We start from the raw sequence: 14,498 nt of genomic DNA on the forward strand, positions 1-14,498 counted from the left end.
AAAGGATAGCTATGACAAAAGGTTTTTATTTTTTGTTTGAAATGGTGAATATTGAATTTCATGGTTAGAGTATTTGAATATAACTATTTATTTTTAAAGAAACGGGCAAGTTTTGAAAAAGCCTGTTGGCAAAAACCAAAATAAGCCTTTTTTCTTAAGCATTTAAGCTCGTTTAATGTGTTTTGATAACTTTCTTGCAACTCTAGAAAATTATTTTTTTCTTCGTTCAAAGCTAACTGACATGCTGACAGCTGACCATTTAATGAATCGACTTGATCAAACCAATTTTGATGCTCAATGGATTTATGTTGTTTTAGAAGTTGAAAGTCATGAGTCATTGGCCAATTCATTTGCACTTTTAAAGTGACAGCTTGTTCAATTACTTCTTGCTCTACAGGAACTTCAAACCACGGATCAAAAGAGGTCATAAATATATTCAAATCTGAATTATTCCATTGAAATGTAATATCTGAACTACAATTCAAAATTGGAGCTGATTCACAAAACTGCCATAAAATTTGCTGGTTTTTATCTAAAAGCATCAAACGTTTTATTGTTACCAAGCCAGGGATATCCGCTGGGTCAAAACGAATTTTTTGCACATCGTTTGGTAGTTCAAAATCAAAATCCATGTATTCTGTCAAATAACAGCGAATAGATTGACTATCTTTTCCGGAGAAACTCTCTTCTCCCTTTTTTTGAAAAAACACTGTCGGTTGAATAAAGATACCTAAATCCGAAACCTCATGTAACGAATTTATAAATTGGGCATCTGGACTATAGGCTTTGCTTGGTTTTATTTCTAATAAAAACTGATACGTATTCGCTTCTGGAAGTCGCGAGAGCATCTGAACCCATTGGCCTGATATTCCATTTTTCAACTCTTCTGCAAATTCGGTTCCCTGAACACCTATTTCGACTCTATCCAGCAATTTCCAACCTACATTTCCTAAAAGTTGCATAAAGTTTGGAATACTTTGTGGACTAAAAAATCGCACATGCGTTTTGTCTAGTAGTCCGTGGTTTAGATAAGTAAATTTTTGTTGTAATAACTGTAAGATTACTGCCGCATGTGCAACATTAGGAATTGAAACCAATAGTTTTCCATCGGTTGTTAAACAATCTAGCAATTCAATCACTGTCGCTTCTGGAGTTCTTAGGTGCTCGAGTACATCTGCAATAACAATGACATCATAGTTTTTTTCCAATTGTTTAGAGAATCCTTTCGTCTCTAAATCAATTTGCCAAACATTTTGATAATGTTGCTCAGCCACTTCGGCAGATTCAGGATGCGCTTCAATCGCATCAATCTCTAAATCTGTATAAGACGATAAAAAAGCACCCAATTCACCTGTTGCACACCCAACATCTAGCAACTTTCCTTTATTAGGAATGTATTCAAGTAGCTTGCTAAGGCTATTATTCATCCCTTTTTCGAGAGCTGGCCGATCATACAAATTGTCTGAAATCATAAATTAATGCTCTTAATTTCTTAGAATGAGTGAATTATTCGGATCTACAAAATTAGATAGCATCTGCAAAACCTCTTTTTAACTTTCCAAACACCTTATATCCCAAAGCTGTTATGGAAACTGCAACCATCAAATAAATTGCCCACCCAAGCCAATCCGGCTGATTACCATAAAGAATAATTTGCCGGCTTTGCTCAATCATAAATGTCAAAGGGTTTAAGTACATCCAGTTATGCCAGTTTTCTGGGAGTCGCGATAAAGGATAAAAAATTGGAGACATAAACAATAAAAACATGGAGAGTGATCCACTGATTTGGGAAATATCTTTAATAAAGACTCCAAAAGCTGCTAAAAACCAAGCTACTCCAATCAATAAAACCAAAAATGGTAACCATAAAATTGGAATTAAGAGCCAGGTGAAGAAAAGCTCCTGCTTAATCACAACGATTGCCAGTAATAAAATAATCAGCGAGATGCTATTGTGTATCAGGCTATTCAGCAGTACAACCACTGGTAATTTTTCAGTTGGAAAAACAATTTTCTTGACCAATTGAGGGTTTGATTGAATCAAATTAGGCGCTTGCGTGATGATGTCCGAAAGCATGGCATGCAAGATCAAACCCGTGAACAACATCAATGCGAAATCAAAGGTTTTCTCGTTTTCAATTCCCCATTTTGCTCCAAGTACCACATTAAAAACAAAGGTATACATTACCAAGGTAATAAGTGGTAAAAGAATCGCCCAAAAAAAGCCAAATAGAGTTCCTCTATAACGCGAATGCAAGTCTTTCTTTATTAATTGATAAAGCATTTTGGTAACCGTTTACATGCAATCATGTTTTATTTGCTGTGTAATAGCCAAATTTGTAGGCTGTCCATTTAAGTATAGTTCGTAATATTGACTCTGGAATCATACTCGGCCTATGAGTTTTCAAATAATGGAGTTCACTTTTTACAAACTTAACACCTTCCGAGTCAGCCATTCCAAAATCTTGATTTATCCATGGGTTCTCACCATGAAATTGACCAATTTTTTTATATCTAGCTATTTCACCCCAAAAGCTTAATTTATGAGAATGATAGACAGCAGAAGTATGTTTATATGATACTTTGAACCCACCCTTTAGCAATTTTGCACATAGATACATATCCTCAGAGGCTGGGAGTGCTTTATCCCATCCATTGACCTCATGATAAGCAGAAACACGAACTGCACTAAATGCATCAGAACAGAATACTGTTTTTACACCATATTCTTTACGATCTTGCCACGATCTTTGATAGCTCATTTCAGGATAGTTGAATTCTCTAGCATGAACTTCAATAGGGGTTGCATCTTGATGAGCTATCTGACGTCCAAAGGAAATTCCAACTTCAGGATCTTCAAATGTAAGAAGGAGATTGGAAAAGGAGTCCGAATCTTTAAGCAAGACATCCTGGGTCATCAAGATAACTATTTCAACCTCTGGCTTTAGCATTTTCATTGCTTTTTGGCGGGTTAAAGCATGATTAAATTCTTGCTCTTTGATTGAATGGACAACATAACCAAACTTTTGAGAAACACTGTTAGTTTGGTCACTCGATTCAGTATCGATAATCACTACTTGGTCGGGCTGTACTGACTGTTGTGATATTCTTTCCAATACTTCAGACCAAAGCTGCCCAGCATTTCGTGTCGGTATTATTAAGGCAAATGACGAGGAGTGAGTTTTCATTAATCAATAGAGCCAGACAACAGGGAATAAAACAGCGTAGGTTAACATTTTACTGATAATTTGTCGGTATTTATATTTGAAATATCATTTTTATAAAAAACAACCACTAAAGCTCAATTAAAAGCTGTTGAACAGGTTGCGTAAGATAAACCTCACAGTTTTGTGGCACCTCACTCATCATCATGTCTGCAGTTTCTCTCGATAAAAGAATATGCGTCTGGTAGTCTTTGCTCCATTCATGAAGCCGATGAGCGAGATTCACCGTATCGCCAATCGCTGTGTAGGTGTGGCGTTGCTCAGTGCCCAAATCTCCCACCATGGCTGGGCCTGTATGTATCCCAATTCTTACTGAGATTTTTGGCTGCTGTGGGTGAGACTGATTGTAAAGATCCAAGCTTTCTAGCATCGCAACGGCGCTTCTCACCGCTAAATCGGCATGATCCGCTTGGTCTAAAGGCGCATTCCATAACGCCATCACCGCGTCACCAATATACTTATCAAGCGTGCCCTGATGAGAATGAACTTCCTGAGTCAATACATGCAGAACATCTTTTGTAATTCGTGCCAGTTCAGCCGTTGGAATTTTCTCTGATAACTTGGTAAACCCTTCAATATCAGCAAATAAAACGGTCACTTCTCGCACACTAGGTTCCAATACATCTTGCCTAGATTCAATCAATTGATTGACGACATCTTTAGAAAGGTAGCCTTGAAACAATCTGGTAATTCGACGGTTGTAGCGATCAACCACTAACCATTCAAAAGGAAACTGAATAATAATCAATAATGCCAATGCAACTAGGGGCAAACTCCATGGCATGATTTGGTTTCCATAAAGCGCAAAACTCATCAACAATAGCCAGCCGAAACCCATTCCTAAACTGGCAATCAACACCCAGAAAGTTTGTGACCAGAAAAAAAGCATCGCAAGAATCGCCACAGCGGTTAATGCATAGATAAGAACAAAAACTGGCTTTGCCCAAACAGGCGAGTCAACAGGATGAAGCAGTTTATAAAGCGCTCCAGCATGAATCGCTACGCCTGGAAGCCAGGGATGAATAGGCGTTGCAACACGATCAGATAAGCCGAGTGCCGAAGACCCTAATAATAGATATTTATCATCTAAATAACCGGCCGGTAAGGTTTGTAACAAGATGTCTTGTGCTGGGACGCTTTGCCAATGGTTCGCTTGAATACGATACGGAATTGTTAACCATCGTGTTGATTCTGGCAGAACTTGATTCGGGTTCACTTTTTGATAAAGGCTCTGTGCAATCATCGGCCATTGTTGATCTTGAAAACGAACCTGCTGAGGTAAACGACGAATTAAACCATCATTATCTACCCAAGGGCTGATATGACCGGTACATTGAGCATGTTGCGCTAACGCAGCATGATTTCCAACAAATCCTTTTGAAACTAAAGCAGTTTCACCGGCCGGTGCCCCTCCACTGACCTCACCTACTTGCCTAGGTGTATTGTTGATTTCCAAGTCGAATGCGATCGCTAAACAGATTGGGTAGCTCTGTAATAAGGTTTGTAAACGACTTTCACCTACCTCGTCTCTTGGTTCTGGCATAACCATATCGATTGCCAATCCTTTCGGGTGATGCAGTGTAAAAAGGTTTTCAATCAGTTGTGCGAGTAACTCGCGAGACCAAGGCCAAGACTGAATGTTTTGCAAACTCTGATCATCGATATCAACAATAACTATCTCTTTCGGCACGGTTTCTGTTACTAATAAACGCGTCATCATATCCTGTAGCACGTAATCCATTGGCCGCGTCCAGCTTGGATTCAGGTAGAGCAAAGCTGTGGCAAGCAACACCAAAATGAAGAGGATTTTGCGAATAAAACTGGAATTTCTGCTATATTTTGCTTTCATTGAGTTTGGGCTAAGTTGAAAAAGGATCGATTTTGTTTGAAAAAGTCACGCTGGATATTTCACTTAAGCATATTCCACTGTTAAAGGATTTACCAGATGAAATGCTGGTGAATTTGAACAAACGCATTAAATATGTCCGTTTTCAAAAGAACCAATTTGTCATTCGCAAAGGTGAAGCCAGTGAAAGCTTGATTTTCGTGATGCAGGGAGAGCTCAATGTCATCGATGTGAATGAAAATGGACAGTATTTCTGGCTAGCCAATATACCGGCCGGTATGAGTTCGGGGGAATTAGGGCTAATTAGTGGTGAAAAACGCTCAACAAGTATTGTTGCTAGCCGAGAATCCATTGTCGGTTTCTTGAATAAAAAGGATGCGCTGGAGCTGATATTAAAAAACCCTTCCATTTCTTGGAAAATCATGCAGCACATGGCCAAAATCATCAAGAAAAACAATACTCAACTGGCTCTGATGAACCTTTCAACCGCCCAAGAGCGTGTTGAGGCAATTCTCTCCCAGCGAATCAACCGTTATTCGAATGGCTCAATCGTTATTGAAGATCTCCCTTCTCAGGAATCCATCGCGACTATGGCGAATACAAGCCGTGAAACGGTCTCTCGTATTATCAACAAGCTTGTTAAAGACGGCGTTCTTGAAAAAGAAAAAGGTCGTAAACGCTATTTCGTTAAACAGCCGGATAAGCTGAAAGACTTAACGAAATAACCGCTCTTTAAATCAATGCGACAAAACAAGCGAGAGCGTTGAGGAGATTGCTTCGCTACGCGCCGCGTAGCAAGTGCCCTTGGGATGCTCGCAACGACTCAAATAAAGCAGTCATTGCGAAAGGGCTAGCTTTGGGTCATGCAGAACCACCCAATCGTTCACGCTGATAACTTCCATCTTGCACATGTTGACACCACTGCAAGTTGTCTAAGTACCATTGAACAGTTTTACGAATACCCGATTCAAAAGTCTCTTGCGGTGTCCAGCCTAATTCTCTCTCAATTTTACTTGCATCAATCGCATAGCGCATATCATGACCAGGACGATCTTGCACATATTTGATTAATGCTTGATAGCTATCGGCATTACCCGGCTCACAAGAGTAACTGTCAATATTCGGATTGTTTTCAGAGGGCGAAAGCTCTTCCAAAATGGCGCAGATGGTTTTGACCACATCGATATTTTGTTTTTCGTTATGACCACCGATATTATAGGTTTCACCCACTTTACCCTGAGTCGCAACCACCACTAATGCACGAGCATGATCTTCAACATAAAGCCAATCACGGATTTGATTGCCTTTACCATAAACAGGAAGAGGTTTACCATCTAAGGCATTTAATATCATCAAAGGAATAAGTTTTTCGGGAAAATGGTAAGGGCCGTAATTATTGGAGCAATTTGTTACCAGTGTTGGCATTCCATAAGTTCGCTGCCAAGCACGCACTAAGTGATCCGAACCGGCTTTGGATGCAGAATATGGCGAACTTGGTGCATAAGCGGTTTTTTCAGTAAACAACGGTAAGCCACTAGAGATTGCTTCGTCGTTATCACTCCTCGCAATGACCTTTTCATTTTCGGTCATCGTGAACGAAGCGTGTCGATCTACTTCATCTGGGTGAGGTAAGTCACCGTAAACTTCATCAGTAGAAATATGGTGGAAACGGAAATTCTCTTTTTTACCGGCCGGTAGATTTGTCCAAAAAGCTCTGGATTGTTCTAAAAGCGTGTAAGTTCCCACAATATTAGTTTGAATAAACTCTCCCGGCCCGTCAATCGATCTGTCAACGTGAGACTCAGCGGCTAGATGCATCACAATATCCGGTTGATGCAGCTCAAATACACGTTTTAGTGCGACTGCATCACAAATATCAACCTGCTCAAAGGCATAGCGTTCATTCTCACTCACCGATTCGAGTGACTCTAAATTTCCCGCATAGGTGAGTTTATCGACATTAACCACCGAATGCTCGGTGTCATGAATCAAATGACGAATCACCGCAGAGCCGATAAAACCGGCTCCACCGGTGACAAGAATTTTTTTTGCGTTTGTCATCTTAATTTTCTTTCTTTAATTCTGTTAAACATTCAATCAGTGAGTCGCGCCAATAGGGGATTTCAATATTGAAGTCTGCTTTAATTTTGGCTTTATTCATCACACTGAAGTGTGGCCGAATGGCTGGTGTCGGATAGTCTTTTGTTTCAATTGGCTTAACATCACAATTGATATCAGCCAATTCGAAAATCGCTTTGGCAAAGTCATACCAAGAGCAGACACCTTCATTCGAATAATGGTAAATTTGAAAACCATTGTCATTGCGAGGAGCGCTAGCGTCGTGGCAATCTAAAATTTTTCTAGATTGCTTCGCTTCACTGTCAATGATGTCAAGAATCGCATCCGCCAAATCTGTCGCATAGGTCGGGCTACCAATTTGGTCAAAAATAATCCCAAGCTGATTACGCTCTTTACCTAAACGCAGCATCGTTTTGACAAAATTATTTCCGAACTCCGAATAGACCCAGCTGGTTCGAATAATACAACCGGCCGGTGAAATTTCACGCATGGCCTGTTCACCCTTAAGCTTTGTTTCACCATAAATGTTTTGTGGGCAGGTTTCGTCTGTTTCAATGTAAGGTCGATAATTCTGACCATTAAAGACATAATCCGTACTAATCTGAATCAGAACCATATCTTTTTGCTTGGCAATTTGAGCCAATTGTTTAACCGCCAAATGATTGATCTTATCGGCCAAACCCGGTTCGGACTCCGCTCGATCCACAGCAGTATAAGCGGCACAATTTATCACCATATCAAAGCATTTATCAACAAAATACTGATCAATTGCAGCACTTGACGACAAGTCTAACTCTTCGCTACCAACAAAAGTAAATTGATACTGTGGATATTTTTTTGAAAGTTTTTGAATAGATTGGCCAAGCTGACCAGTCTTACCTGTAACCAAAACTGACTTATTCATAATAATTAATGCCAAAATCAAAATACTCGGGAAGCTCATCCAACGAAGGGTGCTTCTGGTCTTTTTCGGACAATAGAATCGCTGACTCGTCCATCTGCCAATCAATATCTAAACTAGAATCATTAAATGCCAAACCGCGATCATTTTCAGGTGAGTAGTAATTATCACACTTATAAGAAAAGATAGCAGACTCACTCAACACCACAAATCCATGCGCAAAGCCGCGAGGGACAAAAAGTTGGTGTTTATTCTCTGCACTGAGTTTTGCCGTGACAACTTGGCCAAATGTCGGACTCCCTTTTCGAATATCGACGGCAACATCTAACACCTCGCCTTCAATGACACGGACTAACTTAGATTGAGAAAAAGGAGGTAACTGAAAATGTAGTCCACGGAGCACACCTTTAGAAGACTTGGATTCATTATCTTGACAGAAATTTACTTCGTGCCCAATAAACGCCTCAAACTGATCCTGGCGGAAGGTTTCCATGAAATAACCACGCGCATCACCAAACACTTTGGGCTTAATGAGCACTACATCAGGTACCGATTGACGAATAAATTCCATTAGTTCAATCTCCCCTCTTCCGCTCGGCGTAACAGGTATTGGCCATACTGATTTTTCTTCAATGGTTGTGCTAATTCGATCAATTGTTGTTTGCTGATATAGCCCATTTCAAAAGCGATTTCTTCTAAGCACGCTACCTTTAGGCCTTGACGTTTTTCAATGGTTTCAATAAACATTGATGCCTCTAGAAGGCTTTCATGAGTACCTGTATCGAGCCAAGCAAAACCTCGTCCCATAGTTTCAAGCTTCAAACGCTGCTCAGAAAGGTACATTTGGTTAACGGTGGTAATTTCTAATTCACCCCGATGAGAAGGCTTAACTTGCTTGGATTTTTGAATAACATCATTCGGGTAAAAATATAACCCTGTGACCGCATAGTTGGATTTTGGAATATCTGGTTTTTCTTCTAATGATACGACATTGCCATTTTCGTCAAACTCCGCAACGCCATATCGTTCTGGATCATGAACGTGATAACCGAATACCGTTGCTTTGTTCTCTTGTTTGGCATTTTCAACCGCGTTGGCGGTCATTTTAGGGAGGTCATGACCGTAATAGATGTTATCACCTAAAATCAGACACACATCTGCATCGCCAATAAACTCTTCTCCCAAAATAAATGCTTGAGCAAGCCCATCAGGTGAGGGTTGAACGATATATTCAAAATTTAAGCCCAACTCTTTGCCATCACCAAGTAGATTTTGGAAACTTGCTTGATCCTCAGGTGTTGTGATGATCAGAATTTCCTGAATACCTGCCAACATTAAGACAGATAATGGATAGTAAATCATCGGCTTGTCATATAGTGGGACTAACTGCTTCGATACACCTTTCGTAATCGGATAAAGACGGGTTCCTGAACCGCCTGCTAAGACTATTCCTTTCATTATTTCCCTTTATTTTTACTCTACTGTAACCGACTTTGCCAGATTACGCGGTTGGTCTACGTCGGTTCCTTTAATTAACGCAACATGATAACTTAAAAGCTGCAACGCAACGTTAAAGGTGATTGGAGCTGTGATTCGGCCAACATTAGTAGTCGCTTTAATCACATGAAACCCCTCTTCCGAACTGATATCGGATTTCTCATCTTCAAATACGATCATTTGCCCACCGCGAGCTTTGACCTCTTGCAGATTGGATTTTAGTTTTTCCAATAGATCATCATGCGAGGCAATGGTCACCACAGGCATCGTTTCATCAATCAAAGCCAATGGGCCATGCTTTAATTCACCGGCCGGGTATGCTTCGGCGTGAATATAGCTAATTTCTTTTAGTTTTAAGGCACCTTCCATGGCGATTGGGTACATAGTTCCTCGCCCTAGGAACAGCGCACTATTTTTATCAGCAAATTGATTGGCAAGGGATTTAATCGCTTTTTCATGCTTTAACGCGCCCTGAATCAGTTTTGGAAGTTTTTGCAATCCACTGACTATCAACCTCTCTCGATCACTGCAAAGAACCTGTTTTGTTTTGCCAACGGCAACCAACAGTAGGGCTAAAGCGACAAGTTGCGTTGTAAATGCTTTGGTCGAAGCGACACCAATTTCTGGGCCTGCATGGGTTAAAAATGTTAAATCCGATTCTCGAGTTAAACTGGACTCCGGCACATTACAAATTGTTAAGGTCGGCAGTATTTTCTCACCACGTCCTTTTTTGAGTTGTTTCAGAGCAGCGAGCGTATCTGCTGTTTCACCGGATTGACTAATCGTGACAAATAACGTGTTATCTTGAATAACAGGATTTCGATAGCGATACTCACTAGCGACTTCAACCTGACAAGGCAGCTGTATGATATCTTCAAACCAGTACTTTGCCACCATTCCAGAATGGTAACTTGTTCCACAGGCAACAATTTGAACTTGATTAACTTGCTCAAACAACGCTTGCGCTTGGTGACCAAAGCTTGAAACCAGCACTTCTTTTGAGGTCACTCTTCCCTCTAAGGTGTCGATGACCGCTTGAGGCTGTTCAAAAATCTCTTTATGCATGAAATGGCGATGCTCACCCAACTCCACCGAACTGGCTGTCAGGGAGGATTGTTTAATTTCTCGTTCAACGCGTTTGCCCGATTCATTAAAAATTTCAAGAGATTCTCTGGTAATTTGAGCAATATCCCCTTCTTCCAGAAAAATAAAGCTTTGCGTCACCGGCAACAGCGCTGAAACATCTGAGGCAATGAAGTATTCGCCAATTCCAACACCAATAACTAATGGACTGCCTTTTCTAGCAGCAATCAAAGTTTCTGGATCATCAGAGCTGACAACACCTAAGGCATATGCACCTTCAAAAAGCGCAACGGATTTTTGAATCGCTTCAAGAAGTGAATCGCTCGTTTGGCGCTGTGCATGCACTTCATGCGCAACAACTTCTGTGTCGGTTTGCGAGGTAAACTGATAGCCTTGTTGAATTTGTTCGGCTTTTAATTGCTGATAATTTTCGATAATGCCATTATGAACAACCGCAATTTGCTTGTTACAAATATGCGGATGCGCATTTGTTTCAGAGGGTTCGCCATGGGTTGCCCAGCGAGTATGTGCGATACCGATATGCCCCGAAAAACTATCAACGGAGGAAATTTTCTTGCTTAGAGCATTAATTTTACCCAGCGCTCGCTGCCGTTGAAGGTTTGCATGATTGTCCAGAATAGCAACCCCGGAGGAATCATAACCGCGATACTCTAAACGTCTTAAACCTTCTAATAAAATAGGAACAACATTTCGCTCAGCAACACCACCGACTATTCCGCACATAAATGAGCCACCTTATAATTAAATTAAGCGGTAAATTATAACGAAATGAATTATAGATAAAGCGTGATTGTCTGAATTTGCAAACTGAAATCGCAAGGAGTTGGAATCGGTATTTTTTCAAACATTAGAGTTCAACTAATCCTTAAAGAGTCGTTATAGCTCGTTATAATGCCGTAAAAAGCTCAAATTAATAGATAGGCTCGACTCTAAAACATTTTTCGAAACTTCTGCCTGTTGCTAAAAGCGCGAGTGACTTTATTTATGAACATTTTTGACTTCAACCTTGCTCTGATTGCCCTACTACCCTTTTTAGGCGCGGCTATTGCTGCTTACAGTGCAAAGTTCAATCGTCTAGCGGCTGCATGGGTCAGTGGACTCACCGCTTTTATGTGTTTATTACTGCTGATACCGACTGGTGAAAAGGTATTCGCAGGTGAAACTCTTACCCAAACTTGGAATTGGTTACCATCCATCGGTTTACTGTTCTCTTTCCGCCTAGATGGACTCTCACTATTATTCGCCGGATTGATTTTAATTATCGGCTTACTGGTGATTATTTACGCCCGTTGGTACCTGTCTCCCAAGGATTCAATGGGACGATTTTTTGCCTATCTCATGATGTTTATGGGCTCGATGCTCGGAATAGTTCTATCTGAAAACATCCTACAATTGGTTGTATTTTGGGAACTCACATCACTGACATCCTTTTTATTAATTAGCTACTGGCAACACCGAAAAGAGGCACGCGAAGGCGCCAAAATGGCCCTAGCAATTACCGGAATGGGTGGTTTAGCCTTATTAGGAGCTGTGCTGATGTTGGGGCACATGGTAGGCAGCTATCAATTGAGTGATATTTTACCGGCAGGTGAACTTATAAAAAATCACGACTGGTACGCACCAATGCTCGTGCTTTTTTTACTCGGCGTGTTTACCAAATCCGCACAATTTCCATTCCACTTTTGGTTACCGCATGCGATGGCCGCTCCAACCCCTGTTTCAGCCTATCTGCATTCAGCAACAATGGTCAAAGCGGGTATCTTTTTACTGGCACGTTTTTTCCCAGCACTTTCAGGAACAGATCTGTGGATGTGGCTAGTCGGATCCGCCGGTATGATTACTTTACTGATCGGAGCCTATACCGCTTTATTCAAACACGATTTAAAGGGCTTACTGGCCTACTCAACCATAAGTCATTTAGGGTTAATTACCTTGCTGTTCGGGTTCGGCACTCAATTTGCAGCGGTTGCAGCAATTTTCCATATTATTAATCACGCAACCTTTAAGGCGTCCCTGTTTATGGTCGCAGGTATTATCGACCATGAAACCGGCACCCGAGACATGCGCAAGCTCAATGGTCTGATTAAATACATGCCGCATACTGCGGCACTTGCAATTATCGCCTCCTTGGCAATGGCCGGCGTTCCGTTACTCAATGGCTTTTTAAGTAAGGAGATGTTTTTTGCCGAGGCGGTTATCGCATCTCAAGCAAGTATATGGGCTTGGTCAATTCCTATCTTGGTAACCATTGCCGGTGTTTTCTCGGTCGCCTACTCCTTACGATTTGTTCATGATGTCTTTTTCAACGGTGAACCCATCGGTTTGCCAAAAACGCCACACGAACCTCCACGCTTAATGAAAATCCCAGTCGATTTACTGGTCATTGCCTGTTTGGCGGTAGGCATTTTGCCAATGTTTACGGTCGCTCCGATTTTAGCCGTTGCGGTCGACGGCACTTTACAAGGCGATGTGCCCGAATACAGCCTAGCTATTTGGCACGGATTCAATTTACCATTAGCCATGTCAATCATGGCATTGGTGTTTGGAACGATTGTCTATTTTAAACGTCATTGGATTATCAGTTATTACGAACACCATCAGCATGTTGATGCTCGTCGTTATTTCCAAAAAATTATGGCAAATCTCATATACTCAGCTAAAGCGATAACCAGAAAATTTGACAAAGGATCACTGCAAAACTCTGCATTTTTAACACTTTTAGCAACATTTATAATCTCAATCACTGCTTATTGGCAAACAAACGGCACGATTCAAAATCTCTTTGGCACTCGAGATTGGCTGCCAATTGACCCAGTTAGCTTATTAGCTGCCGTATTGTTAATTATTGCCAGTGTGCTCAGTGCGGTTTGGCATACACACCGTGTTCGCAGCATTATTGTCGTAGGTGTTGTCGGCTTAATCGTTTCACTCACCTTTGTAAAATTCTCCGCGCCAGATTTGGCGCTTACCCAACTCTCTGTTGAGGTCGTCACTATTGTACTTCTGCTGCTGGCACTGTTTTTTCTTCCTCAGCAGACACCAGAAGAAACCAATCGAATAAAACTTTGGCGAGATGGTCTGTTTGCCGTTGCATCGGGTATCGGAGTCACAATTTTAACCTTAATGGTCTTAAGCCGAGAATTTGATCCAATTTCCAACTTCTTCCTAAACAATAGTGTGCCTGGCGGCGGTGGAACCAATGTGGTCAACGTCATTTTAGTGGATTTCCGTGGCTTTGATACCTTGGGCGAAATCGTGGTATTGGCTCTGGCTGGTTTGGGAATCTTTGCGTTATTGCAAAACTTGAAACTACCTCAACCAGAAAGCAATGAATTTGGTCAAAATTGGAGTCAGGATCGCCACCCTGTTATTCTGCAAACCTTCTCTAGATTATTATTGCCATTGATGTTGATGGTTGCAGTCTATATTTTCCTTCGCGGTCACAATCTACCAGGTGGAGGTTTCATTGCCGGACTCATTGCATCTGTGGCATTGATTGTGTTCTACCTTGCCAATGGCATTGAGTGGACGCAACAACGACTCAAAGTCGATATGCACTGGGCGATCGGATTAGGCGTGTTAATTGCCAGCGCCACCGGCGTGGTTTCAATGTTGGTTGGCTTCCCGTTCTTGACCTCAGCCTTTGCACACATCCATTGGCCGATAGTCGGTGAGTTTGAGCTTGCAAGCGCCATTGCGTTCGACTTAGGCGTATTCTTGGTGGTTGTCGGTGCGACTGTTTTAAGCTTGGTTCAGCTTGGAAAACTTAGCCAACCGGCCGGTAAAGAAACAGGAAATTATTAAGGGACTTGTCGTTATCCATATTCGCTTGGCGATAGCCTTCCCTG

At 41.3% G+C, this 14,498-nt stretch carries 11 protein-coding genes; 2 read left to right on the top strand and 9 right to left on the bottom strand.

Translation table 11 applies throughout. The features are described 5' to 3' along the window. Positions 1 to 83 precede the first annotated feature (83 nt). From D9T12_RS00125 to D9T12_RS00140, 4 genes are all read right to left on the bottom strand, one after another. Positions 84 to 1,472: a class I SAM-dependent methyltransferase gene (locus tag D9T12_RS00125; RefSeq protein WP_130536267.1), complete on the bottom strand. Its 1,389-nt coding sequence runs from the start codon at positions 1,470 to 1,472 to the stop codon at positions 84 to 86. Positions 1,473 to 1,524: 52 nt separating this feature from the next. After that, complete coding sequence (locus D9T12_RS00130) at positions 1,525 to 2,283, bottom strand: ABC transporter permease (protein WP_130536268.1); 759 nt, start codon at positions 2,281 to 2,283, stop codon at positions 1,525 to 1,527. A 22-nt stretch (positions 2,284 to 2,305) separates the two neighbouring features. Further along, positions 2,306 to 3,187, bottom strand: coding sequence for a glycosyltransferase family 2 protein (locus tag D9T12_RS00135; protein ID WP_130536269.1), 882 nt, complete (start codon positions 3,185 to 3,187; stop codon positions 2,306 to 2,308). A 106-nt stretch (positions 3,188 to 3,293) separates the two neighbouring features. After that, positions 3,294 to 5,072: a CHASE2 domain-containing protein gene (locus D9T12_RS00140; RefSeq protein ID WP_130536270.1), complete on the bottom strand. Its 1,779-nt coding sequence runs from the start codon at positions 5,070 to 5,072 to the stop codon at positions 3,294 to 3,296. A 32-nt stretch (positions 5,073 to 5,104) separates the two neighbouring features. Between D9T12_RS00140 and D9T12_RS00145 the strand changes: the two genes are divergently transcribed. Beyond that, on the top strand, positions 5,105 to 5,794 hold the full coding sequence (locus tag D9T12_RS00145; RefSeq protein ID WP_130536271.1) for a Crp/Fnr family transcriptional regulator: 690 nt from the start codon (positions 5,105 to 5,107) through the stop codon (positions 5,792 to 5,794). Between the two features lie 136 nt (positions 5,795 to 5,930). Here the strand turns inward: D9T12_RS00145 and D9T12_RS00150 are convergent, their stop codons facing one another. Genes D9T12_RS00150 through glmS form a run of 5 tightly spaced genes read right to left on the bottom strand, consistent with a single transcriptional unit; the run spans position 5,931 to position 11,373 of the window. Beyond that, a complete protein-coding gene (locus D9T12_RS00150) occupies positions 5,931 to 7,130 on the bottom strand; it encodes a dTDP-glucose 4,6-dehydratase (protein ID WP_130536272.1) in 1,200 nt (399 codons plus the stop codon). A gap of 1 nt (position 7,131) precedes the next feature. Further along, positions 7,132 to 8,052, bottom strand: a complete 921-nt coding sequence (rfbD, locus tag D9T12_RS00155) for a dTDP-4-dehydrorhamnose reductase (RefSeq protein WP_130536273.1) — start codon at positions 8,050 to 8,052, stop codon at positions 7,132 to 7,134. Further along, positions 8,045 to 8,620: a dTDP-4-dehydrorhamnose 3,5-epimerase gene (gene rfbC, locus D9T12_RS00160; protein WP_130536274.1), complete on the bottom strand. Its 576-nt coding sequence runs from the start codon at positions 8,618 to 8,620 to the stop codon at positions 8,045 to 8,047. The genes rfbD and rfbC overlap by 8 nt, the downstream gene beginning before the upstream one ends. Further along, positions 8,620 to 9,507, bottom strand: a complete 888-nt coding sequence (gene rfbA / locus D9T12_RS00165; protein WP_130536275.1) for a glucose-1-phosphate thymidylyltransferase RfbA — start codon at positions 9,505 to 9,507, stop codon at positions 8,620 to 8,622. The genes rfbC and rfbA overlap by 1 nt, the downstream gene beginning before the upstream one ends. A gap of 15 nt (positions 9,508 to 9,522) precedes the next feature. Further along, on the bottom strand, positions 9,523 to 11,373 hold the full coding sequence (gene glmS / locus D9T12_RS00170; RefSeq protein WP_130536276.1) for a glutamine--fructose-6-phosphate transaminase (isomerizing): 1,851 nt from the start codon (positions 11,371 to 11,373) through the stop codon (positions 9,523 to 9,525). A gap of 261 nt (positions 11,374 to 11,634) precedes the next feature. On the opposite strand from glmS, the gene D9T12_RS00175 reads away from it, so the two are divergent. Continuing rightward, on the top strand, positions 11,635 to 14,454 hold the full coding sequence (locus D9T12_RS00175) for a monovalent cation/H+ antiporter subunit A (RefSeq protein WP_130536277.1): 2,820 nt from the start codon (positions 11,635 to 11,637) through the stop codon (positions 14,452 to 14,454). Positions 14,455 to 14,498: the final 44 nt, after the last annotated feature.

Origin of the sequence: Thiomicrorhabdus indica, assembly GCF_004293625.1 — a bacterium.
GTDB classification, from domain to species: Bacteria; Pseudomonadota; Gammaproteobacteria; order Thiomicrospirales; family Thiomicrospiraceae; genus Thiomicrorhabdus; species Thiomicrorhabdus indica.